General features: G+C 67.3%; 19 protein-coding genes. 15 read left to right on the top strand and 4 right to left on the bottom strand.

The genetic code is table 11. The features are described from left to right. Window positions 1-282 precede the first annotated feature (282 nt). From ACFC4D_RS36690 to ACFC4D_RS36630, 13 genes are all read left to right on the top strand, one after another. Window positions 283-1977: a thiamine pyrophosphate-binding protein gene (locus ACFC4D_RS36690; protein WP_376070319.1), complete on the top strand. Its 1695-nt coding sequence runs from the start codon at window positions 283-285 to the stop codon at window positions 1975-1977. Beyond that, complete coding sequence (locus ACFC4D_RS36685) at window positions 1974-2633, top strand: SRPBCC family protein (RefSeq protein WP_375955668.1); 660 nt, start codon at window positions 1974-1976, stop codon at window positions 2631-2633. The genes ACFC4D_RS36690 and ACFC4D_RS36685 overlap by 4 nt, the downstream gene beginning before the upstream one ends. A 3-nt stretch (window positions 2634-2636) precedes the next feature. After that, complete coding sequence (locus tag ACFC4D_RS36680) at window positions 2637-3653, top strand: 3-oxoacyl-ACP synthase III family protein (protein ID WP_376070316.1); 1017 nt, start codon at window positions 2637-2639, stop codon at window positions 3651-3653. Between the two features lie 9 nt (window positions 3654-3662). Beyond that, window positions 3663-4667, top strand: coding sequence for a pyridoxal phosphate-dependent aminotransferase (locus ACFC4D_RS36675; protein WP_376070313.1), 1005 nt, complete (start codon window positions 3663-3665; stop codon window positions 4665-4667). 122 nt (window positions 4668-4789) lie between these two features. After that, window positions 4790-5179: a MarR family winged helix-turn-helix transcriptional regulator gene (locus ACFC4D_RS36670; RefSeq protein WP_375956106.1), complete on the top strand. Its 390-nt coding sequence runs from the start codon at window positions 4790-4792 to the stop codon at window positions 5177-5179. A gap of 165 nt (window positions 5180-5344) precedes the next feature. Next, complete coding sequence (locus ACFC4D_RS36665) at window positions 5345-7147, top strand: AMP-dependent synthetase/ligase (RefSeq protein ID WP_376070310.1); 1803 nt, start codon at window positions 5345-5347, stop codon at window positions 7145-7147. A 353-nt stretch (window positions 7148-7500) separates the two neighbouring features. After that, window positions 7501-7908: a hypothetical protein gene (locus tag ACFC4D_RS36660; RefSeq protein WP_364628848.1), complete on the top strand. Its 408-nt coding sequence runs from the start codon at window positions 7501-7503 to the stop codon at window positions 7906-7908. Between the two features lie 102 nt (window positions 7909-8010). Continuing rightward, entirely contained in the window at window positions 8011-9702 is a 1692-nt protein-coding gene (locus ACFC4D_RS36655) for a condensation domain-containing protein (protein WP_376070307.1), read from the top strand. 3 nt (window positions 9703-9705) lie between these two features. Then, entirely contained in the window at window positions 9706-11091 is a 1386-nt protein-coding gene (locus ACFC4D_RS36650) for a glycosyltransferase (protein WP_376070304.1), read from the top strand. Further along, window positions 11088-12044: an ATP-binding cassette domain-containing protein gene (locus tag ACFC4D_RS36645; RefSeq protein ID WP_376070301.1), complete on the top strand. Its 957-nt coding sequence runs from the start codon at window positions 11088-11090 to the stop codon at window positions 12042-12044. The genes ACFC4D_RS36650 and ACFC4D_RS36645 overlap by 4 nt, the downstream gene beginning before the upstream one ends. Before the next feature lie 133 nt (window positions 12045-12177). Further along, window positions 12178-13011 (top strand): ABC transporter permease, encoded by an 834-nt coding sequence (locus ACFC4D_RS36640; protein WP_375955656.1) that lies wholly within the window; start codon window positions 12178-12180, stop codon window positions 13009-13011. Window positions 13012-13026: 15 nt separating this feature from the next. Then, the gene (locus tag ACFC4D_RS36635) at window positions 13027-14367 is read left to right on the top strand and encodes a hypothetical protein (RefSeq protein ID WP_376070298.1); all 1341 of its coding nucleotides are present in this window, start codon (window positions 13027-13029) and stop codon (window positions 14365-14367) included. Window positions 14368-14463: 96 nt separating this feature from the next. After that, a complete protein-coding gene (locus ACFC4D_RS36630; RefSeq protein WP_375955652.1) occupies window positions 14464-15966 on the top strand; it encodes a flavin-containing monooxygenase in 1503 nt (500 codons plus the stop codon). A gap of 65 nt (window positions 15967-16031) precedes the next feature. Here the strand turns inward: ACFC4D_RS36630 and ACFC4D_RS36625 are convergent, their stop codons facing one another. The 3 genes from ACFC4D_RS36625 to ACFC4D_RS36615 all read right to left on the bottom strand — a co-directional run bounded on the left by ACFC4D_RS36625 (window position 16032) and on the right by ACFC4D_RS36615 (window position 17305). Next, on the bottom strand, window positions 16032-16568 hold the full coding sequence (locus ACFC4D_RS36625) for a hypothetical protein (RefSeq protein WP_364628866.1): 537 nt from the start codon (window positions 16566-16568) through the stop codon (window positions 16032-16034). After that, window positions 16529-16981: a hypothetical protein gene (locus ACFC4D_RS36620; RefSeq protein ID WP_376070295.1), complete on the bottom strand. Its 453-nt coding sequence runs from the start codon at window positions 16979-16981 to the stop codon at window positions 16529-16531. The genes ACFC4D_RS36625 and ACFC4D_RS36620 overlap by 40 nt, the downstream gene beginning before the upstream one ends. A 120-nt stretch (window positions 16982-17101) precedes the next feature. Further along, window positions 17102-17305, bottom strand: coding sequence for a hypothetical protein (locus ACFC4D_RS36615; protein ID WP_376070292.1), 204 nt, complete (start codon window positions 17303-17305; stop codon window positions 17102-17104). Window positions 17306-17388: 83 nt separating this feature from the next. Between ACFC4D_RS36615 and ACFC4D_RS36610 the strand changes: the two genes are divergently transcribed. Both ACFC4D_RS36610 and ACFC4D_RS36605 read left to right on the top strand, forming a co-directional pair. After that, complete coding sequence (locus ACFC4D_RS36610; RefSeq protein ID WP_375955646.1) at window positions 17389-18414, top strand: helix-turn-helix transcriptional regulator; 1026 nt, start codon at window positions 17389-17391, stop codon at window positions 18412-18414. Further along, window positions 18411-19832: an aminotransferase class I/II-fold pyridoxal phosphate-dependent enzyme gene (locus ACFC4D_RS36605; protein WP_376070289.1), complete on the top strand. Its 1422-nt coding sequence runs from the start codon at window positions 18411-18413 to the stop codon at window positions 19830-19832. Before ACFC4D_RS36610 ends, ACFC4D_RS36605 begins: the two co-directional genes overlap by 4 nt. A gap of 103 nt (window positions 19833-19935) precedes the next feature. On the opposite strand, the gene ACFC4D_RS36600 is transcribed toward ACFC4D_RS36605, so the two are convergent. Next, the gene (locus tag ACFC4D_RS36600; protein WP_376070286.1) at window positions 19936-22167 is read right to left on the bottom strand and encodes an Rv1355c family protein; all 2232 of its coding nucleotides are present in this window, start codon (window positions 22165-22167) and stop codon (window positions 19936-19938) included. Window positions 22168-22254 lie beyond the last annotated feature (87 nt).

Genomic DNA, 22254 nt, shown 5'->3' with positions numbered 1-22254 from the left:
TTCGGGCGCTCGGGACCTAGATTGAACCCGCGCGGGGTCTGAACCGTTAGTCCTGAAGAGTCGATCGAATCCCGGTTGCGGGCGAGATGCTGACTCGAATGTCACCGCATTCGGGTCGCAGCGCCACCGGGATCCGTTCGGCGGCGTCCCTACACGCCAAAATCGCTGACTACCAGCACTTTTCAAGCAATCCTGTGACCTGTGACACATTGTCTGGGACGGGTGTCCGTGGATACATTGTGGACGATGTATCGCGGGCAATGTATATCGAAACGGGGGATCGTGAGCGAACGCGGAGCAGCCGTTCAGACCGTCGCGGACGTCATCGTCGCGCGACTCGGCGCCTACACCGATCACCTCTTCGGCGTGGGCGGTGCCAATATCGAGGACCTGTACGACGCGGTCCAGCGCCGCCCCGATCTGCTGACCGGCATTGTCGCCAAACATGAATTCGGCGCGGCCACCATGGCGGACGGGTATGCCCGCGCCACCAATCGGCTCGGCGTGGTCGCCGCCACCTCCGGCGGTGGAGCGATGAATCTGCTTGCGGCGCTTACCGAGTCCTACGACTCGCGGGTACCGGTGCTGGCGCTGGTCGGTCAGCCGCCGATCGGGCTGGAAGGCCGGGGTGCGTTCCAGGACACCAGCGGCGGGCACGGGCGGCTCGATGCCGAGCGCATCTTCGGCGCGGTCAGCGTTTCGTGCGTGAAAGTCGCACGGCCGCAGGATATTCACGCCGATTTGGAGCGGGCCGTCGAGGCCGCGCTTTCCGGTGGCCCGGCGGTGCTGTTGCTGCCCAAGGATATTCAGGCGGCCATAGCGCCCGGTGGTTCGTGGCCGGTATATCGCGAGGCCGATCCCGTGCCCGCGCCCTGGCAGGTCGATGTGCGCGCCGCGGGGCAGCTCGCCGAGGCGGCCGAACTGCTCACGCTGGCCGCCGGGCAGGGTCCGGCGGTGATCATCGCCGGACCCGAGATCGCGCGGGCCGACGCCCGTGCCGAACTCGCCGCGCTGGCGGTATCCCTTGATGCCCGGGTGCTGGTCACCCCCGACGCGAAAGACGCCTTCCCGAACCGGCATCCGCGTTTCGCCGGTGTCACCGGCATCATGGGGCATCCGCACGCGCCGGAACTGGTCGCGGCCGCGGCGGTATGTGTACTCGCCGGGACGCCGCTATCGATGACCGCGCGCGCCGGATTGGACGACGCGCTGGCCGCCTGCCCCCGGGTGCTGCACCTGGGCGAGGACGAGCCGTTCGTGCCGGTGCGGGTGCGCGTGCCCGGATCGCCGCGCCGCCGCCTGCTGGAGCTGTCCGCGCGTACTTCGCGGCCGGGATTCGGGACGGCACAGCCCGATCGGGACGCGCTGCCGGAACTGTCGCCGCCGCCCGCGAACGGACCCGGCGTGCGCTATCGCGATGCCGTACAGTCGATTTCGTCGCGCTTGGAACCCGGCACCGATGTGGTTGCCGATGCGGGCAATACCGGTGCGGCGGTGGTGCATCACCTCCCCGTTCCCGACGGCGGGCGCTTCCTGATCGCGCTCGGCATGGGCGGTATGGGTTACTCCTTCGGCGCCGGCATCGGCTGTGCGCTCGGCCGTCGCCGCCGCACCTTCGTAATCGCCGGTGACGGTTCGTATTTCATGCACGGCAACGAGGTGCACACCGCCGTCGAATATCAGGCCCCGGTCACCTTCGTCATCTTCAACAACAACGCGCACGCCATGTGCGTCACCCGCGAACAGCTCTATTACTCGGGCGATTACAGCTACAACCGCTTCCGCCCGGCCGAGATCGGCGCGGGGGTGGCGGCCATGTTCCCGCAGCTGCCCGCCTATACCGCGAGCACCCTCGCCGAATTCGACAACGCCCTGGACAAGACCCGCAATGAGGCGGGCCCGGTCTTCATCGAAATCCTCTGTGATCCAGATGAACTCCCTCCCTTCGCCCCCTTCCTGAAGGAGCCCCGCGCATGACCGACACCGTCAAGGCCGAACCGGTCGAGGTACCGCATCTCGACGTCCCCGGCGTGTACCGCATCGAGACCATGTCCCTCAAGGAGGGCATGCCGATGGTCCTGGATATGACCCGGGCGGTGTACCCGCACGATGAGATATTCGGCGAGTACTGCACCGTCAACGAATACATCGACGCACCGCCGGACGAGGTGTTCGAGTACCTCTCCGATACCCGCAGCCTCTGCGAATGGACCTACAGCATGCGGGGTTTCGAGCGCACCGACACCCCGGACCTGTGGGTCTCGGACGATCGCATCGGCTCGCACACCCGCATCTACACCCGCACCGAATCCAGCCGTGAGACCCGCACCGTGGACTACCACTGCGCCTGGGATCAGGGTGAGCACCTGTGGATGATCTACCTGATGCGGGTCGTGGACGCGCAGAAGGTGCTCAACAAGCCGGGTTCGGTGGTGCTGTGGACCAACTGCCACCACCCGTTCTACGACGAGAACGCCTACCCCGCGACCGCGCCCGAGGGCCGCCCGGTATGGGTCGGCGACTTCTGGCACCTCTTCGCCGCCGGGCATCTGCTGGAACTGCGCAATCTCAAAGCCATTTGCGAACACCGGCACGCCAACGGCCAGCCGATCAAGCCCGAATGGATGGACTGAATCATGACCACAGCTACCGTCAGCCTGCTCGACGTCGCCGGGTACCTGCCCGAAACCGTCGTTCCCGCAGACTATTTCGCGCAGTACGCCGATGCCGAGGACGTCACCGCGAACATCATGTTCAAATCGCCCAAGTTCCGGCATCACGTGGCCCCGGGTGAGACGCCCGCCGATATGGCCGAGCGCGCCGTCGCCCCGCTGCTGGACCGGCACGGACGAGATGTGTTGCGGGACATCGATGTTCTGATCGTGCACACCCAGCTCCCGGAGACCGGCATCGTCGGCAATGGCGGTGAGGTCGCCGCGCGCCTGGGCATCAATCCCGAATGGCTCATCGATCTGCACAATGGCGGCTGCGCGGCCTTCGTGCACGCCATGAAGCTGGCCCGGCAGATCCTGGTCAGCACCGATGCCAAGGCCGCGCTCATCGTCACCATTCAGAATGCCGCCGGGCAGATCTTCACCCAGGAGCAGGTGCGCGGAAAACCGCAGGCCGCCATACCCGGTGACGGTGCGGGCGCGGGTCTGCTGGTGAAATCCGATATCTCGCCCATCCTCGATATCGAGACCCGGCATCTGCCGCAGTTCGCGGGTGAGATGACGGTGCTGGCCGATCCGCCGCGCAAGTACTGGGAGGCCGGGCCGGGCCAGATGCACGTCGGCTTCACCGAATCCAAGATCGCCAAGGTGCTCGGGCGCGGCAATCGGATCGTGCCGGAGGTGGCGCACGCGGTGTGCAAGCGGCTCGGCGTCCCCAGTAGCGAACTGGATCTGCTGGTCACCAATCAGCCCAACCGCGCGTTCCTGCGCAACTGGCGCGATGCGCTGCTGCTGCCCCAGGACAAGCATCCGGACACCTTCGACGAATGCGGAAACCTGTTCGGCGCGGGCATTCCCGTCAATTTCGACCGGGCGATCGATGAGGGCCGCGCCGCCCCCGGATCGCTGGTGATGTTCGCCGGATTCGCGCACGCCGGCGACTTCGCGGCCGCCGCCGCGGTGCGCTGGGGCGGGCGCTGAGGCGACGCGATGGCACCCCTGGCCCCGCTCGGGCATCAGTTGCAACTCAATGAAAACCCCTATGGGCCACCGGCTTCGGTGCGTGAGGCGCTCTCGCGCGCACTGTCCTCGGCGAATCGGTATCCGGAGTTCCTGCCGCAGCGGCTGCCCCGGCTGATCGCCGAGCGGCTCGGGGTGGACGCCGATCGCATCGTGGTCGGGGCCGGGGCGACCGGCGTCATCATGCATATCGTGCAGGAATTCGGTTCCGGCGGTGCGGGTGTGGTGATGGCGACGCCCACCTTCGACGGGTATCCGATCCTGACCACCATGTCGGGCGGGCGGCCGGTGACCGTACCGCTCACCCCGGATGGACGGCAGGATCTCGACGCGATCGCCGACGCCATCGATGACCGCACCCGGCTGGTGGTGCTGTGCAGTCCGCACAATCCGACCGGAACACTGATCACGCCACGGGAATTCGAGAAGTTCCTGCACCGGATGCCCGCGACGGTCCCCGTCGTGCTGGACGAGGCGTATGTGGACTTCGTGCCCGGCGAAGATCGCATCGAGGCTTTGGCATTGGTCGAACGACATCCGAATCTACTGGTGCTGCGCACCTTTTCGAAGGCGTACGGACTCGCCGCGCTGCGTGTCGGCTACGCCATCGGGGATCCGGAGCTGATCGAGCGAATCGCCCGCTGGCAGTTGCCCTTCGGGATGAATGCGCTCGCCGAGGTCGCCGTGCGCGCCTGCTATGCGGCCGAGCCGGAGATCGCGGCCCGGGTGAGCGTGATCGCCGGGCATCGGCATCGCCTCACCGCCGGACTGCGCGAGCTGGGTCTGTCGGTGCCGGACAGCTATGCCAACTTCTCGTATCTGACCCTGCCCGAGCCGGATATCGATCGGGTGGCGGCGGCCTTGGCGGGCGCGGAGATTCACGTCAAGCGCTATCCGACCGGTATCCGCATCACGGTCGGGGACCGCTCGGCCACCGACGCCGTTCTCGCCACCGTGCGCAGTACAGTGCAGTAATGTCAGAAAATCCGCCTTCCGCACCCGATGGGCACCGGGCCGGAGCGGACGAGGAGATCGACTACGCGCTTCTGTCGCTGAACGCTCAGCTGTGTTTCGCGCTGTACTCCACGTCGCGGTCCATGACCGCTGCCTACCGTCCCTTCCTGGACGATATGAATCTCACCTATCCGCAGTACCTGGTGCTGCTGACGCTGTGGGAACGTCCCGGAATCACCATGAAAGAGCTCGGCGAGCATATTCACCTCGACTACGGCACGCTGTCACCGCTGGTACAGCGACTCACCGCCAACGGTCTGGTGGAGAGTGAGCGCAGTGCCTCCGATGGCCGGGCGCTGGTCTTGCGCGCCAGCGCCGCCAGCGCCGAACTGCAGGTCGCGGCCCAGCACATGATCCATGCCGTACTCGAATCGGTCGGGCTCCCGATCGAGGACATCGAGGCATTGCGGGACCGGGTCAACGCGCTGGGCGCGCGGCTCGACGCCATGGTCGTGGCCGCCCGCTCCCACTGATGGGAATGGTCTGCGGCACACTCGGGTGATGTGCGCGGTGTTCGCCCGCACATTGTGATCCACCGCGCAGGGCTCCAGCATTGTGAGTTGGCCCTGCTTCGGGGGTCATGCGAGAGTGTGCCCGCGTGCCGGACACGGGGACCGGCAGCAGAGAGGTCGTAACAGATGGGATCCACCGCGGTTGCAGGGCGCGAGTTCGAGGCGCAGGCGTCCTACACCATCGCCGAGGGTGCGGCGCTGACCGATGTCGTCGACAACCTGGAGCGGGATTCGCCTGATTTCGTGGCGTTCCAGATCCCCGAGGGCTCCGGCTGGCGCGATGTGACGGCGGCCGAATTCGCGGCGCAGGTGCGCGCGGTGGCCAAGGGACTCATCGCCTCCGGTATCGCGGCGGGGGATCGGGTGGCGCTCATGTCCGCCACCCGCTACGAGTGGACCCTCATCGACTACGCCATCTGGACCGCCGGTGCGTGCACCGTGGCCATCTACGATTCCTCCGCCACCGATCAGGCGCAGTGGATCCTCTCGGATTCGGGTACCAGACTGCTCATCGTCGAGAACGAGCGGCATGCCGCCGTCGTCGCCGAGATCAGCACGCCCGATCTGGGCGAGACGCTGCGGGTGGATTCGGGCGCGATCGATACGCTGATCGAGCGCGGAAAGTCGGTGCCGGACAGCGCTATTGCCGAGCGCCGCGCCCAGGTGCGCGCCGAATCGCCCGCCACGCTCATCTACACTTCCGGCACCACCGGGCGTCCCAAGGGCGTGGTGCTGACGCAGTCGAATCTGCTGGCCGAATCCATCTCCGGCAAGATCGCGCTGCGGCATCTGCTCGCCGAGGGCAAGACCACGCTGATGTTCCTGCCGCTCGCGCACGTCTTCGCCCGCGCCATCGCGGTGGGCTCGCTGGCCGCCAAGGTGACCGTCGCGCACACCTCCGACTGGACCACGCTCACCACCCAATTCGCTTCGTACAAGCCGGATTTCATCCTGGCGGTGCCGCGCGTATTCGAGAAGGTCTACAACGGCGCGCGCCAGCAGGCGCATGACGGCGGTAAGGGCAAGATCTTCGATCTGGCCGCCGACACCGCCATCGCGTACAGCACGGCGCTGGAGGCCGGCGGCCCGGGACTGGTGCTGCGGGCCAAGCACGCGCTGTTCGACAAGCTGGTCTACTCCAAACTCCTTGCGGCCCTTGGTGGTCGGTGCACCGGGGCGGTGTCCGGCGGCGGTCCGCTCGGTGCGCGGCTCGGCCATTTCTTCCGCGGTATCGGCGTCCCGGTCTTCGAGGGCTACGGCCTGACCGAGACCAGTGCCGCCGTCACGGTGAACACGGTGTCGCGGATGCGGGTCGGCACCGTCGGCGTGCCCATCGAGGGCAATGCCGTGCGCATCGCCGAGGACGGTGAGGTCCTGCTCAAAGGCTCGGTCGTCTTCGACGGGTACTGGAAGAACGACGCCGCGAACGCCGACGCCTTCACCGACGGCTGGTTCCACACCGGCGACCTGGGCGCGCTCGACGCGGACGGTTTCCTGTCCATCACCGGCCGCAAGAAGGAAATCATCGTCACCGCCGCGGGCAAGAACGTCTCGCCCGCGCCGATGGAGGACACGCTGCGCGCGCATCCGCTGATCGGGCAGTGCATGATCGTCGGCGATAACAAGCCGTTCGTCGGCGTGCTGATCACCCTGGACCGCGACGCGCTGCCGGGCTGGCGGCAGCGCAACGACATCCCCGCCGACGCCACCATCGAGGATCTCACCGTCAACCCGATCCTGGTCGCGGAAATCGATGCGGCGGTGGCGGATTCGAACAAGAAGGTCTCGAAGGCCGAGGCGGTCAAGAAGATTCGCATTCTGTCCGCCGACTGGACCCAGGAAACCGGCGAGCTGACACCCAAGATGTCGCTGAAACGCGCTGTGGTGCTGGAGAAGTACGCCGACGAGGTCGCGGCCATCTACTCCTGACACATCCCGGTCACACCGCTACCCCGCAATCCCCCGTTCGCCGCGACAGGCGAGCGGGGGATTGTGCGCTTCGGGGTTTAATTCCGCGCGGTGAAAACCATTGAAAGTGAATGACTGGGCAAAATTGGCTTTCAGTGGTCTGGCACACAGTGAAAGTGCACGAGAACATTCCGTTAACCATTTGTTTGCACGCCGGTGTATTGCATCCATCTGGTAACAATGATGTTCTTGGTTCGCGCCCGACTCGGCGCATTCCCGGCAGCGTCGCCGCCGCTCTCTCAAACTGCTCGTCAGCCGAGCCGCCGTTTCGGCGAACAGCTTCAACTGATGAAGGTTCGAAAGGATTTCAGGCCATGAACGCACGTATCGTCATCCGGGTTGCCGCCAGCTGTGCGGGCACCGCCCTGACATTCATCGCGCCTGCCCTGGCTACCGCCGCACCGGCGGGAGGCGATATCCCGCCTCCCGCCGATGCGACCGCTCCCGCCCCTGTTCAGTCCGTCCTTCCGGCGCTCGGTTCCGGTAGCGCGGCCGCCGGAACAGGCAGTTCGACCGGAGCCGGCGTTCTCGGAGCACTCGGCACCGGCAGTTCCGCCGCGGGTTCGCTGGCCGGACTCGTCCCGGGACCGGGATCGGTATTGAGCCTGCTGGGCACCGGCAGTGGCGCGGCAAGTGGTTCGGCACAGGCGGGCGGCACGCTCGCGCAGGCCCTCGGATCCGGAAGCGCCGCAGCGGGTGCGGGCTCCTCGGGTGTGAAGTAAGTCAATAGCTTTCAATTCGCCAGACGTGAATTGAAGGGCGTGGAATTTTACGGAATCCATACGCCCTCACCGCCGGGCATGAAATTCGATGAGGACATCGATATGGAATACACACATCTTTCCGAATTCGCCCTGCGCCCGGGCACATTGACGCTGTGGCGGCCGGAACTGGCCGCGGGACAGGAGTGGACGGGCGATCCCCGGCCCTTCACCAGCGTGCATGTCCGGCACTGCCTGGACACCGACGCCACCGATCCCAAGCCCGGCCGCGGCCGCTGGATCGGCACCATCTTCGAAATGGACGCGGCCTTCGAACCCGAGCATTGGCGCGAGACCGTGCGGCTGTGGCATGCCCGGCACGAGGGTCTGCGCACCACGCTCGATCGGCACACCGATTCCGAACCGCAGCGACTGGTGTGCGCACCGGAGGCGGTCGCGGTCGCCGACGAACCGGTGCCCGAGCTCACCACCCCCGGCGCCATCACCGAATACCTCTGCGACGCTTTGGAATCGCGACTGTCCGCACTGGTGTGGCCGCACTGCCTGCTCGCCACCGTGCGGCACGAGAGTGATGACTTCACCGTGCTGATCGCGGCCGACCATTCGGTCATGGACGCCTACTCGCAGGCCATCGTCATCCTGGAACTGCGCACCCTGTACCGCGCGGTGGTGGCGGGCGAACCCGCACGCGAATCGGTGACCTTCGGCAGCTCGGCCGATTTCGCGGCCCTGGAGCGCAGCACCGCCGCCGCGCTCACCCCGCAGTGCGAGGCCGTGCGACTGTGGCGCACCTTCCTGGACGGGTCCGGCGGCATGCTGCCGCGCTTCGAACCCGCCATCACCGCGGGCAGCGGTACCCCGTCCGAACTGCCGCAGACCAGTGTTTCGCGAAAGCTGCTGCCGCTGGATGAACTCGAACGCATCGAGACCATGGTCACCGCGCGCGGACACCGGCTGTCCGTTGCGGTATTCACCGCCCTGGCCATCGCCTACCGGCGGGCCTTCGGCTACATCTCCATGCGGGCGATCATGCCGATCGCCACCCGCCCGGATCTGAAGTGGCTGGAATCCATGGGCTGGTTCGTGAATGTCGTCCCCATCGACATCACCCTGTCCCCGGACCTGGATCTGGACAGCGCCCTCGAATCCACCCGTAAAACCCTGCGCCGCTCCAAGGTCGCCAATGACGCCACCTGGACCCGCGCGCTGGAGCTGCTCGGCTGCGAGGACCGCCCCCGCTTCGGCATCTCCTTCCTCGACATTCGTGTCCTGCCCGATTACGAACTCGTCGAATCCCTGCGCGGCCACACCCTGCGCGCCGAGTCCTACTCCGGCGACGAGGTCTTCTTCTGGATCGTTCGCGCCGCCGACGGCCTGCGCCTCTCCACCCGCTTCCCAGCCGCCTTCCCCGCTCACGAAATGGACCGCTTCCTCACCGAATTCACCCGCGCCATGCGCGAATTCGCCGGAACCAGCATGGTGGATCGAGAAGCCTCCGCCCTGGCGGAAGCCGGTGACCTGGTTCGTGAGGTTACGGACTTCCCCGGGACGCAAGCTGTCCCGGCCGCCGCACATGAGGTGGTGGCCGCCGCCGGAGCCGGGATGGCGGACCGTACGGCCGCCGCCGGAGGGCATGAGGTGGATCGCCGGGTTCCCGCGTCGCGCGGCGGGCCGGGTGAACCGATTTCGTCCGCCGGAGCGCAGCCACCGGCCATCGTCGCGGCTGCGGCGGAATGCGCGGTGGTCGCGAATGATGCCGCGGCGCAGCGGGTTCCGGTCGCGGCGCAGGGCTGAGCGATGAAGGTGCTTCTGGCCTTCGCGGGCAGCCGGGGTGATGCGCAGCCGGGGGCGCTGCTGGGCCGGGAGCTGGCCGCGCGCGGACATCGGGTGACGGTGGCGGTATCGCCGAATCTGGTGGAATTCGCGCGCGGGCACGGGGTTTCGGCTGTCCCCATCGGTGTGGACAGTTCGGAACTGCTGCGGGCGCAGCAGCGCGATGAGCGATTCGCCAGCTGGAGTCCGATGGCGCGGGTGCGGGCGGTGGTGGATCTGCAACGCCGCGGATTCGCCGAGGCGGCCCGGGATCTGCTGGCTATCGCCGGGGACGCCGACGTTCTCGTCACCGGAATGGCCTGCGAGGAACTCGCCGCCGAAGTGGCGCGGTCGCAGAGGATTCCGCTCGCCGCCATGCACTTCTTCCCGATCCGGCCGAATCGATCCGTACCCGTGGTGCCCGCGTCCTGGGCGAGCCGCCTGCCCGGATCGGCGCATCGGCTCGGCTGGCAGGCGCTCACCAAGGCCCGCGCCTGGGCGCTGGCCACCGAGATCACCGCCTTCCGCGCCGACCTGTCCCACGCCGCACGACTGGGAGCCGACGGCCGAACCGATCGCCCGGCATTGCGAGAGTTTCTGCCCTACACCGCTATTCAGGCGTACGACATCGAACTGTTTCCCGGGCTGGCGGATGAGCTGGGTGATGTGCCGGTCACCGGATTCCCGGTTGTCCCCGGCCCGAGCCCGGCGGCGGCCACCCCGGCGGAGGATTCGCCCGAGCCGCTCGCGCCGCTGTTGGCGCGCTGGCTGCGGGCGGGCGAGCCGCCGGTGTACGCGGGATTCGGTTCCATGCCGGTCGCCGATCCGCGCTCGGTGCGGCAGCTGGTGCGCGAGGTGGGCAGACGGCAGCGCCGCCGGGTGCTCTTGACCGGCAACATGTTCGAGCCCGAACTGAGCCCGGAGCTGGCGGTGCTCCCGCAGGTCGACCATCGCGCGGTGCTGCCGCGCTGCGCGGTAGCCATCCATCACGGCGGGGCCGGGACCACCGCGGCCGCGTTGCGTGCCGGGGTGCCGTCGGTCATCTGCTCGGTGCAGGCGGATCAGCCGTTCTGGGGCCGCCAGCTGACCGCGCTCGGCCTGGGAGCCACACTGCCGTTCGCGGAACTATCGGCGGATCGCCTGGAACGGGCACTGATTCGCGCGACCGAACCCACCGTGCTGCTGCGGGCCTCGGCCTACGGTATGCGGTTCCGCGACGACGGTGTCGCCAGGGCCGCCGACGTCATCGAGTCACTGTCCGCCGGTTCGGCGGATTCCGATGCACCGCAAGACAATTCAGTACCGTCTCGAACCACCCCGGCAGGGTTGCCGGACGGTGCGGCGGTCCTCAGGATCGGAGATGTGCGATGAGCGCCGAGCTCGCAATCGAAACACAGTCGCTGGGAAAGACTTTCGGCTCGCTGACCGCGGTCGACAAGGTGGACCTGCGGGTGGAGGCAGGTACGGTCTTCGGCCTGCTCGGCCCGAACGGCGCGGGCAAGACGACCACCGTGCGCATGCTCGCCACCCTGCTGCGCCCGGACTCCGGCACCGCAACGGTTTTCGGCCACGATGTGGTGCGCGATGCCACCGCCGTCCGTTCCATGATCGGTCTCACCGGTCAGTACGCGGCGGTGGACGAGAACCTGACCGCGCTGGAGAACCTGCGCCTGTTCGGCCAGCTGCTCGGCCTGACCCGTCGCGCCGCCGCCCGTCGCGCCGAGGAACTGCTGGAACAGTTCGAGCTGACCGCCGCCGCCCGCCGCCGCGTCGGCACCTTCTCCGGCGGAATGCGCCGCCGCCTGGACCTGGCGGCGACCCTGATCACGTTGCCGCCGTTGATCTTCCTGGACGAGCCGACCACCGGCCTGGACCCGCACACCCGCGAGAGCATGTGGACGATCGTGCGTGAGCTGGTCGGTCGCGGCGCGACAATCCTGCTCACCACCCAGTACCTGGAGGAGGCCGACGCCCTGGCCGACCGCATCGCCGTCATCGACCACGGCACCGTGGTCGCGGAAGGCACGGCGGCCGAACTGAAGTCGTCACTCGGCGAGGAGATGCTCCGCATCGATCTGGTCGATCCGGCCCAGCGTTCCCTGGCGGACGCGGCGGTCGAGCGCATCGTCGGCGTCACCCCGCTGCACGGTGACACCCCCGCCACCCTCTCGGTCCCGCTCCGCGATATCGAGAGCGCCGCCGATGTCATCACCGCCTGCCGCGACAGCGGAATCCGCTTGCGCGGCTTCGCCGTCGACCGCCCCGACCTCAACTCGGTCTTCCTCACCCTCACCCGCAAGACCGAGCGGAGGGCCTCCGCATGACCGCCCGCACTTTTCAGGGCGTCGAATCCCGTTGTAACTCAACGCGCTCGCATCGGGACCGGACCGGGACCCGCCGTATCGGGGAGCACTCACCCATCACATCGAAATCCCGCACCGAGAGGGGGACCCGCGCATGACCGTCCTCACCGAGACCCCCGTGATCGCCGAGCCGCAGGCCCGCATCGAGCGCAAGCCCACCGTCCGGCACGTGGGACCGCTTGCGGCGCTGCGACAGTCGCTGACCATGGCCAAGCGCGGCATGCTGACCTTCCGGCACAGTCCGCAACTGCTGTACGACGCGGTGCTGCTGCCGATCATCGGGCCGCTGTTGTTCGGCAGTGTGTTCGGCACCGCCATCGCGGGCAGCATGCACGCCTACCTGCCGACCCTGATACCGGGCGTGCTGGTGCAGATCGTGCTCACCTCGTCGGTGGCGACGGGAGTGCAACTGTCCGAGGACATTCGGTCCGGTGTCTTCGATCGCTTCGTCGCCATGCCGATCGCCAGGTCCGCACCCGTCACCGGTGCGCTGGTGGCCGGGGCCACGCGGTACGTGATCGCCGCGGTCATGGTGCTGGTGGTCGGCTTCGGAATGGGTTACCGCCCCGAACATCCCGGTGGCCTGGTGCTGGGCGCGCTATTGGTGGTGCTCGCCACCACGGCGCTGAGCTGGATCTTCGCCTTCATCGGTGTGACGGTGGCCAAACCGGCCGCGGTACAGGGCATGTCGATGCTGGTGCTGACCTTCCTGAGTTTCGCCTCCAATGCCCTGGTGCCGGTGGCGGCCATGCCGACCTGGCTGCGGCACGTCTCGGACTACAACCCCGTCTCGCATCTGGTGGCGGCCGTGCGCACCCTCGCCGACGAGGGCCGCGTGGGCGGTGACCTGATGTGGTCGGTGGCGGCGGCGCTCATCGTCGCGATCGTGTTCGCCCCCTTGACCGTTCGCACGCTACGCAATCGCTGATTCGGAGGATCCGGGATGAACCGGCTGACCGCAGACGATGATCTGTTCCTGAAACTGCACGCCCTGTACGGCAACGCCCTGGTCAATCAGCTGGCCTGGCGTTTCGACGAACCCGTGGATCAGGCTGTGCTGGAACGCTTTCACGCGCATCTGGCGCACGGCTTCCTGGCCCGGCGGGTGCGCACCACGGCGGTGCCCTTCGCCCGGCCGTGGTGGGTGCCCGCCGCACAGTCCATCCCGCTGGCCGCACAGGCCGACACCGTGCCGGAAGACGGTGTGCTGGACTGGTTCTTCGACCAGAGCCGCGTCGATTTCGATCCGTCGGTGGGCCGGGTGTGGCGGCTCTCGTCCGCCCCGACCGATACCGGGGGCATGCTGCTGTCCCTGGTCACCTCGCATGTCGGCGCGGACGGGGGAGCGGTCCTCTACGCGGTCGGCGATGCCCTGGATCGCCTGGATTCCGGTGCGCCGGTGGATATCGCGACCAGCTCCGGCCGTCTGGTCGGTGACCTGCCGTCAACGGGGTTGTACCGCAGGCACTTCGCCGACGCGCTCGGTCAATTGCGCGCCGCCGCCAAGGGAATTCGCGCCGCCGTCGCCGCTCGCGGTGTCCAGGAACCGGCGCGCAATCCGCGCCCGGCCGAACCCGCCCTAGACCTGCCGGACCGGCACACCGCCGCGAGTCTCGTGGTGGAAGTCGGCCTGGCCGAATGGAATACGGTCGCCGCCGCACACCAGGGCACGGCCAACGGCCTCATGGTCGGGGTCGCGGTCGGCATCCTCGGCTGCACCGGGCGCATTGCCGACGGTGCCGAGGTGCGGGTGGACATTCCGCATTCCATGCGCCTTCCGGACGATCCGCGCGGCAACGCCACCACGGGCCTGCCCATCGCCGTGCGCTACCGCGCGGGTGAGCTCACCGATCTCGCGCAGGTGCGCGCCGCCATCAAGAAGGCCGCGCGCGCCTACGCCGATCCGGCGACCACGCCCGCGCTCCAGCATCTGCAACCGGTGCAGATGATGCTGCCCAAATTCGTGCTGGACCGTTTCTCCCGCACCGCCAAGGCTCCCGAATGCCTGTGCACCAATCTCGGCGAAACCGGTCAGACGGTGGCGAGCTTCGCGGGTGTGCGCGCCCGCTCGGTGCTCATGCGGCCGGTGGTGTGCACGAATGACACCGAACTGTTCCGCCGCGTGGAGGTGGGTCTCAATCTCTCCTGGTCCAGCGATGGCGAAACCGTCACCCTGGCGGTGACCGGCGCGGATCCCGATCGTTTCCCGACCAGGGAAGCCCTGCGCGAATGCGTGGCCAAGGAGTTCGCCGCCTGGGGTCTGCACCCGGTTTTCTGGTCCTGAACCCGCGCCAGAGTAGACGTTACTATGGATAACAGATAACATGCGGGAAACCCGGACGACGGAGCCCGGGCATGAACAGACGAAGCGAGTACCTCAATGACGCGGCATGTCGACGTACTGATCATCGGCGCGGGCCTGTCCGGTATCGGCATGGCCTGCCATCTGACCCGGGAGAACACGGGTCGCAGCTATCTGATCCTGGAACGCCGCACCGCCATCGGTGGCACCTGGGACCTGTTCAAGTACCCGGGCATTCGCTCCGACTCCGATATGTACACCTTCGGCTACGGCTTCCGCCCGTGGATCGGCACCAAGGTGCTCGCCGACGGCCCGCATATCCGCCAGTACGTCGAGGACACCGCCGCCGAATACGGCGTCACCGAGCACATTCGCTTCGGCCGCAAGATGACCACCGCGAGCTGGGACAGCGCCGCCGGCCTCTGGACCGTGCAGGCCCTGAACGAGACCACCGGCGAGACCGAGACCTACACCGCGAACTTCGTGGTCGGCTGCACCGGCTACTACGACTACGACAAGGGTTACCGCCCCGAGTTCCCGGGTGAGCAGGACTTCACCGGCCAGATCATCCACCCGCAGCACTGGCCCGAGGACCTCGACTACACCGGTAAGCGCGTGGTGGTCATCGGCAGCGGCGCGACCGCCATCACGCTGATCCCGGCCATGAGCGATAAGGCCGCGCACGTCACCATGCTGCAGCGCTCGCCCACCTATATCGCCGCGCTGCCCGCCAACGATCCGGTCGCGGTCGGCCTCAAACTCGCGAAAGTGCCTGCCGCCATTGCCTATCGGGCGGGCCGGGCGCGCAATATCGCATTGCAGCGCGCGAGTTACCAACTGTCCCGGACCAATCCGAAGCTGTCCGCCAAGCTCATGCTGGCCGCGGTGCGCGCCCAGATCGGTTCCGGAATCGATATGCGGCACTTCACCCCGTCCTACAATCCGTGGGATCAGCGCCTGTGCGTGGTGCCCAACGGTGATCTGTTCAAGACGCTGCGCAGCGGTAAGGCGTCCATCGCCACCGATCAGATCGAGACCTTCACCGCGAACGGCATCAAGCTGCGCTCGGGCGAGGAGCTGGCCGCCGATATCGTCGTCAGCGCAACGGGTTTGACCGTGCAGATGCTGGGCGGAGCCACCCTCGAGGTGGACGGTGAGCAGCTGGCGACGCGAGATCTGGTGGCGTACAAGGGCGCTCTGCTCGGCAATGTCCCGAACCTCATGGTGATCCTGGGCTACACCAACGCCTCCTGGACCCTGAAGGCCGACCTGGCCGCGGAGTACTTCTGCCGCCTGCTCAACCATATGAAGGCCGAGGGCTACACCGAGGTCGTGGCCGTGCCAGAGGAGGGCGATCGCTCCGAGGCCTCGCTCATGGGCGGCGCGCTCACCTCCGGATACATCCAGCGCGGCGACGGTGTCATGCCCCGCCAGGGCACCCGCGGTCCGTGGCTGGTCATCAACAACTACTTCCGGGACCGCGCCATGCTGCGCAAGGGCGCGATCGAGGACGGCATCCTGCGGTTCCGCCGCCGGGTCCGCAAGGCCGAGCCGGTGGCGGCCGAATCACGTTCCGCCTGACCATGATCGCGTGACCACCGGGCGGTGGCGATGTCCCCTCCGCGCCACCACCGCCCGGCACCCGGTCAGGCTCTGGTGGTGCCGATCAGCAATGCCATCAGCACCAGGCAGGTGGCCGCGGTCATGGAGGACATGGCCCAGCGGCTGATATGCCTGCTGCCGGTGCGGATATTGGTGACGGTGGAGGCCCGGAACTCCCCGGTCCGGCTCCGATGTCCCTCGGCGAAGGCCGGATCACCGCTGTGCAGATCGGTGCCGAACCAGGGCAGGAAGTGCAGTGTCCAGCGCACGCCCGCGTCATCGGTGATGCGCAGGCGCATACCGGTGCGCCAGCGAATCGGCGCGAACGGCCGGGCCAGGCGCGAAATGAGCCCGATGCGCGCGCCCGCCACCACATGTACGAGCAGCGCTGCCGCCGCCACCGCGCCGACCGTGGCGGTCATGATCGCGCGTGAGAACGGCGGCAGGCCCTCCAGGAAGAGCGCGGCGGTGGCGAGCAGGAACCAGAACGGTTGCAGCACCGGCATTTCCATCGGTCTCGGATCCACGGTGACGGTGCCGGTCAGGCTCGACCGGCGGTAGCCTGCGGTCGGCAGCGGCACTGCCGCGATCCGAGGCAGCGGTTGTGCGCAGCCGGGGCGGTGCCCGGCCGCGATGTGACCGGTCCAGCCGCAGCGTTGACATCGGAGTGTGGCGTCGGAATACACAGGTTCTCCTGACTGCGGAGCTGATCGCGCTGTGCCATCCGAATCGACAGGCGCAGTACGACTTCCCGCAGGGTGGTGCCGAGTTCACCGGCCCGGATGGCGGCCAGTTCCAGGGCGAGTTCGCCGTCGGCGAGGGCGGGATCGCTCAGGATCTCGTCCAGCACCATGCCGCTGACGGCCTGTTCGAAGCTCAGCGGCCGGTCCGGCAGCCAGCTCAATTCCCACTCGTGTTCGGAAGTAGTTGAGCGCAGGGCGATTTCGGGAGTCACGTCACTGGTTATCAACCACGTGGTGAATGCGAGGGCCATGTGAACACCTCCTCGGGAAGTGCAGGCGATTCCGCGGCTGAAACCGCCTGTGCCATCAAGGGTATGCGATATCACACATGGCAAAAAGCGAGTTCTTGTGGTGCAGAGCGCTATTCGAGATCAAAGCAGGATATGAAATATGCCTTCTGATGACTCAGTATCCGGAATCTGCTCACAAATAGGCCGGATCGCTTGAAAACCGAGGCGAAAATGCTTGCCGCAGAGCACGGGTGACTGCACCGCACGCTTCGAGTAGCCGCAGTTCGGGCCTGTTTTTTCTGCTGCAATCTTGCAAATCGAAAACTCGCCGGACTTGCCTGGCACACATGACACATCGTGCTTACTATGGGTGCCGCATGGCACGTGGTGGCACGGCTAATTTTCGGAACTCTGATGGGAGAGGCAGCATGTCTCGCTCAGCCGCGGACGGCGAGCAGGTCGGTGAGCTGGTCCGCCGACTCCGCAAGGAACGCGATCTCACGCAGTTGCATCTGGCCGAACAGGTCGGCTGCTCGCGCAGTCTGATCCAGCAGATCGAGAACGGCACTCGCATACCGCCGCTCGCGCTGCGGGAGCGACTGAGTTCGGTTCTGGGCGAACGCATGCCGGTCGTCGGCACCGAGACGCAAGCCGATCTGGTCAGCAGCGATCTGCGCATGCAGTTCAACATCCTGCTCGGCAAGGATCCGGAATCGGTCGCCCGGGTGCTCGCCATCGCCCAGAGCCTGATCGATGTCGGCGCGGCGCGCAGTGAGGTCACCCCGCTCGGCTTCATCGCCAAACGGCAACTCGAACGCGCGGAAGAGCTTTTGACCCAGATCCCTTCGGGTAGTGCCACGGTATGGGAGTGGAACACCATCAATGACTGGCTGACCGTGCTGGGCCGCGCGTCCCGGGCGATCTGCGCCATTCACACCGCGGATCTCGGCGCCATCGGCGGTGACCTCGGCGATGAATACCACCTGGAGATCATGCGCATCGCGCGCGCCGGGGTGTCGGTGCGCCGGCTCTACGTCATCGACGCCATCGCCGATGTGGTGCCCTACGAGGACAAGATCTGGCAGCAGGTGCGCGCCGGCGTCGAAACGGTGCTGGTGGATCGCGCACACGCCAGCAACGCGCAGAGCATGTTGATCGTCGACGAGAGCTATGTGACCACCGGCGAATACGATTACGCGCGGCGCGAACGCGTCGCTACCCGCTTCTCCGCGCTCAAACACGATGTGCAGTTCGCGCAGAGCAGGTTCGACAAACTATACGAACTCAGGAGTGCCGGAATGGCCCTCGTGGTCAACGAAATCATGGCGCAGCCCACGCTGGCGCGGTTTTCGAGGCTCGGACCCGAAGACAGCCGTGCGCTGTTCCGCGACGCACTGGCCCAATCCTGGGCCGAGGGCGCGGGCGCGTCGAGCGGTGAAGGCGGGTACCGGTGACCGAACGCACGGCAGTGCTGTGCCCGGACCCGGTGCGGTTGACCAATCGCTCCGATGAGCGCAAACAGGCCGCACGCGCCTTCCTCGGCCCCGATCCGCTGTTCCCGGGGACCCGGGGGCGGACCTATCCGGGCATCATCGATGCCTACCACGGCGAGACCGGCTTGGAGATGGACGAGCTCACGGTCGCGGCCCTGAACACCGCCTGGCATGAGCTGATGACCCGCACCCAGCCCGACGAGTACCGGGACGGACGGCTGTACGACAAGAAGCAGCCCCTGGTACTGCGAAAGCTGGCCGCGGACAGTCTCTTCCAGCGGTTGCACGCGCCCGTGCCGGAGGTGGCGGGCGTACTGGTCGATCCCGCCGAGGTGCTGGTGTGCCCGTACTCCAGCACGGTGTTGCTGGAGGAGGCCATCGCCACCATCGCGCGGCCCGGTGGCGTGCTGGTGTGTCCCGAGGGGTATTACAAGAGCGCCAGCGTGCATATCGCCAAGTACGGATTGCGCATGGTGTCCAGCGCGGCGACGGCCGATCGCGCGTTCAAGATCGATCCCGTCGAATTGGCGCGAACGCTGGAACTCCATGCCGCACAGGGGAATCTGTGCGGGGTCATGCTCACCCTGCCCGGCAATCCGGTGGTCGCGGACTACACCGTCGCGGAACTGACCGAGATCGGCCGGGTGCTGGTCGCGGCCGCGGTACCGATCATCTGCGATATGTCCTTCGACCTGCTGGTCGATGATCATCTACCGATCGCCGCGATCACCGTGCCGACCGCGGACGGTCCCGTGCGGCTCTATGATCGCGTGCTCAGCATCACGGGAAACTCCAAGGCGTACAACGCCTTCGGCCCGAACAAGATCGGCGCGGCGTGCTCGGGCGACAGCGCCTGGCTCGATGAGATCCGTGCGCGACTGGCCGTATCGTTCCAGCGCGAGACCACTCACCTGGCGCGCGCCACCATCGAACACATCTCCCCGGATCAGCTGGCGCACAACCGAAGCCGCCTGCGTGCTCAGGTCGATACGGCCTGGGAACTGCTGGCGGCGGTCAATCTGCGGCTCGGCGCGGAGCTACTGCATCCGCTCGGCAGCAGACAGGGCATGTTCGTCACGGTCGAATTCGACGCCGAACTGCTCACCGCGGCCGGTGTGCACACCAGCCCCGAACTGGAGGATCTGCTGCTCACCATGGCGGGAATCGACAGTGTCGCCCTGGGCCGCACCGGTTCCCACCGCCTCGGCGTCCGCCTCAACGCGGCCGCCCCGCGTTACGGCGCGGGCCAGGAGGACCGGGCACTGGAGCTGCTGCACCAACTCTTCGATCGCCTCGAATGCCTCATCGAACGCCTGCGCGGCGGCATGACGTACGGGGATGCCTTGTCGGAGCGGCACATTCCCGCCATCGCGTCCTGAGCTGGGAACCGACCGTCCGCGGATCCCGAGAGGTGATCCGCGCGACGTCATGCTCCCGGCATGAACAGGACGCGGATGAAGCTCGCCACCGGGATGGCTCGGATCAGCTCAGGGTCAGCACCGATTCCAGGGGCAGGCGTAGTGAGCGGGCGGTGGGCGGGGCGGCGTGCGCCAGGCGGAAGAGCAGGACTTCGGCGTGGTCGGCGGGGGTGTCGAAGAGGCGGCGATAGCGCTGGCGCAGGGTGGTCAGCTGCGTGCGTTCATTGGGGTCCAGGCCCGCGCCGCCACCGCGTTCCAGGCGGGCGAAGAGGTAGGGCAGGGCCGTCATGGGTTGCAGGGCGATGGACTCCCGGGTGGCGGTGAGCCACAGGCGCTGCATGATTCGGCCGCCGCGCAGATAGCTTTCGCGGCCGATGCCGGGAACGGTGAGCAGGCAGACGGCGGAGGCCGAGGCGACGGCACTGCGCGCGAGGTCCTCCAGTGCCCGCCCGCCGCCGATATCGCGCAGACAGCGCATGACATTCCAGTCGCGGACCAGGTGCAGGGCGGTGCGTTCGGCGGCGGTCAGTTCGGCGGTGGCCAGATCGAGGCCGTGCCGCTGGGTGCGGGCCTCCTCCGGGGTCCAGCGATAACCGCGCATGGCCTGGTGATGCATCGACTCGTTCAGCAGGGTGAGGCGGTCCGCCGCGCCTATGAGTGCGCCCGCCTCGTCGAGATCCTTTGGTGTGCACAGGAATTGCAGAGTCGCGTCATGCGATTCGGCGGTGGTGGAGAGCAGGTCGGATATCCGTGGTTCGAGTTCGCGGTGTTCCTGGCGGACGCGATTGGTGATCCGGGTGACCAGGTGCGAGCCGAGCCGGTCGACGGTGAATGTCGCGGGTGCGGGCGTGAATTCGACGGTCGCCACCAGATCGGGTGCGGTGGGATCCGGCCAGGTCTCGGGGTGCGCGCACAGCCCGAGCTGGGCGGCGGCCAGCTCGATATTCTCCAGCAGAGCGCCGAATCCCACCCAGGTGGCGCAGTTCTCGAAATCCAGGGCGGGCAGATCGCGCGCCGGATCGTGGCGGCATTCCAGCCGGGCGTGATCGCGCCGCCAGTGCAGCGTCCAGGGCTGGGCATTGTGTGCGGACGGGGCGAGGGTGCCCAGGGCGGCGATCCAGCGCACGGCGTCATCGGCGAGCACCTCGCCGTTGTTCGATACGTCTCGTCCGGTGGGTTTCGGCGGTAGTGACGGAGTGGTACGAGCTTCAGGTGCGATGGCGAATTGCGGTGCGGGAGTGACCGGTTCGCGGTAGAGCGCATGGCGTTCGGTGACGAGTTCGCCCGGGTCTACGTGATAGCGGCCGGAGGGAATGTCTTCGCCCAGGAGCAGGCGGCGGGCGGTGTCCGCGAGTATCGCGCCGCCCAGTGCCACGCCCGAGGCCAGTTGCGGCCAGCTGCCGATGGAGTGCCCGACCTCGGGTAGTGACGCGGCGGCACGGGTGCTGGGCGCGCCGAGAATGGCCATGATGTGCGGGATCTTGTCCCGGGTGGACAGGCCCCGGAGCTCCTCCGCGCGCAGCGATCCCAGCAGGCCGTGCAGCAGTGGCCGGCCCGGCTCCAGGTCGAAGCGTTCGACGTCCAGCATGCCGCGGTCGCTGGTCTCCATCAGCACCGGAATGCCGTGCGCGCGTGCGCGTTCCCGGATCAGCACCTTGGTGTGCAGGTCATCGCATTCTTCGATGAGCAGGTCCAGCCGCCCGCCGCCGAGCAGGAAGTCGTCGACGAACGAGTCGCGAATGCCGTTGCTGTGCAGTTCGATTCGCAGGAACGGATCGATCTCCAGCAATTGCCGGGCGGCCAGCACCGTCTTGTCGACGCCGAGGTCGGCCACCCGCGCGCGCAGCCGGTTCAGATTGGTGAGGCCGAGCCGGTCGAAGTCGGCGAGTTTGAATTCCCCGCCGATGCCCTCCATCGCGAGGGTGACCGCCGCGGCGTTGCCGACCGAGAGCCCGACGATGCCGATGCGCATACCGGCCAGCCGCTGCTGTTCCGCGCGGGTGATCTTGTACCGATTGCGGTCGGCGCGCACCGCGCGGAACTCCTTCTCGGGCAGTAGATGTACGAGATCGCCCGTCCACGGGTACCAGACCCAGACGCCGTACTCGGCGAGATCGCCCGGCGTCGCCGTACCGCGTGGCGTTCCGAGTTGCCGCAATTGTCCGGTAATCGTGTCATGTATTCGCGGGTCGGCCGAGGCGCGGAGTTCGGCGAGCGCGAGCCGATCCCTTTCCGAGGCCGCATTGAATTGAACTGGCCGCCATTCAGAATTGCTCGCGTCGATCCGGGTCCGCATTATTCAGGTCTACACCCGGAACACTCGATCATGGCTATGATTGGAATAGCTGATCACTGGCTGAATATCGCCTGTTTCCATTGCTCT

The organism is Nocardia sp. NPDC056000 (assembly GCF_042269265.1).
Classification (GTDB): domain Bacteria; phylum Actinomycetota; class Actinomycetes; order Mycobacteriales; family Mycobacteriaceae; genus Nocardia.
Note: the sequence above shows the minus strand (reverse complement) of the source record. Positions and strands in the feature narration are given on the sequence as shown.

Coding starts and splice junctions, on each gene's coding strand:
- ACFC4D_RS36610 (WP_375955646.1), top strand. CDS start 17,389: ATGTCTCGCTCAGCCGCGGACGGCGAGCAGGTCGGTGAGCTGGTCCGC.
- ACFC4D_RS36665 (WP_376070310.1), top strand. CDS start 5,345: ATGGGATCCACCGCGGTTGCAGGGCGCGAGTTCGAGGCGCAGGCGTCC.
- ACFC4D_RS36650 (WP_376070304.1), top strand. CDS start 9,706: ATGAAGGTGCTTCTGGCCTTCGCGGGCAGCCGGGGTGATGCGCAGCCG.
- ACFC4D_RS36630 (WP_375955652.1), top strand. CDS start 14,464: ATGACGCGGCATGTCGACGTACTGATCATCGGCGCGGGCCTGTCCGGT.
- ACFC4D_RS36680 (WP_376070316.1), top strand. CDS start 2,637: ATGACCACAGCTACCGTCAGCCTGCTCGACGTCGCCGGGTACCTGCCC.
- ACFC4D_RS36645 (WP_376070301.1), top strand. CDS start 11,088: ATGAGCGCCGAGCTCGCAATCGAAACACAGTCGCTGGGAAAGACTTTC.
- ACFC4D_RS36685 (WP_375955668.1), top strand. CDS start 1,974: ATGACCGACACCGTCAAGGCCGAACCGGTCGAGGTACCGCATCTCGAC.
- ACFC4D_RS36670 (WP_375956106.1), top strand. CDS start 4,790: ATGACCGCTGCCTACCGTCCCTTCCTGGACGATATGAATCTCACCTAT.
- ACFC4D_RS36635 (WP_376070298.1), top strand. CDS start 13,027: ATGAACCGGCTGACCGCAGACGATGATCTGTTCCTGAAACTGCACGCC.
- ACFC4D_RS36640 (WP_375955656.1), top strand. CDS start 12,178: ATGACCGTCCTCACCGAGACCCCCGTGATCGCCGAGCCGCAGGCCCGC.
- ACFC4D_RS36655 (WP_376070307.1), top strand. CDS start 8,011: ATGGAATACACACATCTTTCCGAATTCGCCCTGCGCCCGGGCACATTG.
- ACFC4D_RS36660 (WP_364628848.1), top strand. CDS start 7,501: ATGAACGCACGTATCGTCATCCGGGTTGCCGCCAGCTGTGCGGGCACC.
- ACFC4D_RS36675 (WP_376070313.1), top strand. CDS start 3,663: ATGGCACCCCTGGCCCCGCTCGGGCATCAGTTGCAACTCAATGAAAAC.
- ACFC4D_RS36600 (WP_376070286.1), bottom strand. CDS start 22,167: ATGCGGACCCGGATCGACGCGAGCAATTCTGAATGGCGGCCAGTTCAA.
- ACFC4D_RS36620 (WP_376070295.1), bottom strand. CDS start 16,981: ATGGCCCTCGCATTCACCACGTGGTTGATAACCAGTGACGTGACTCCC.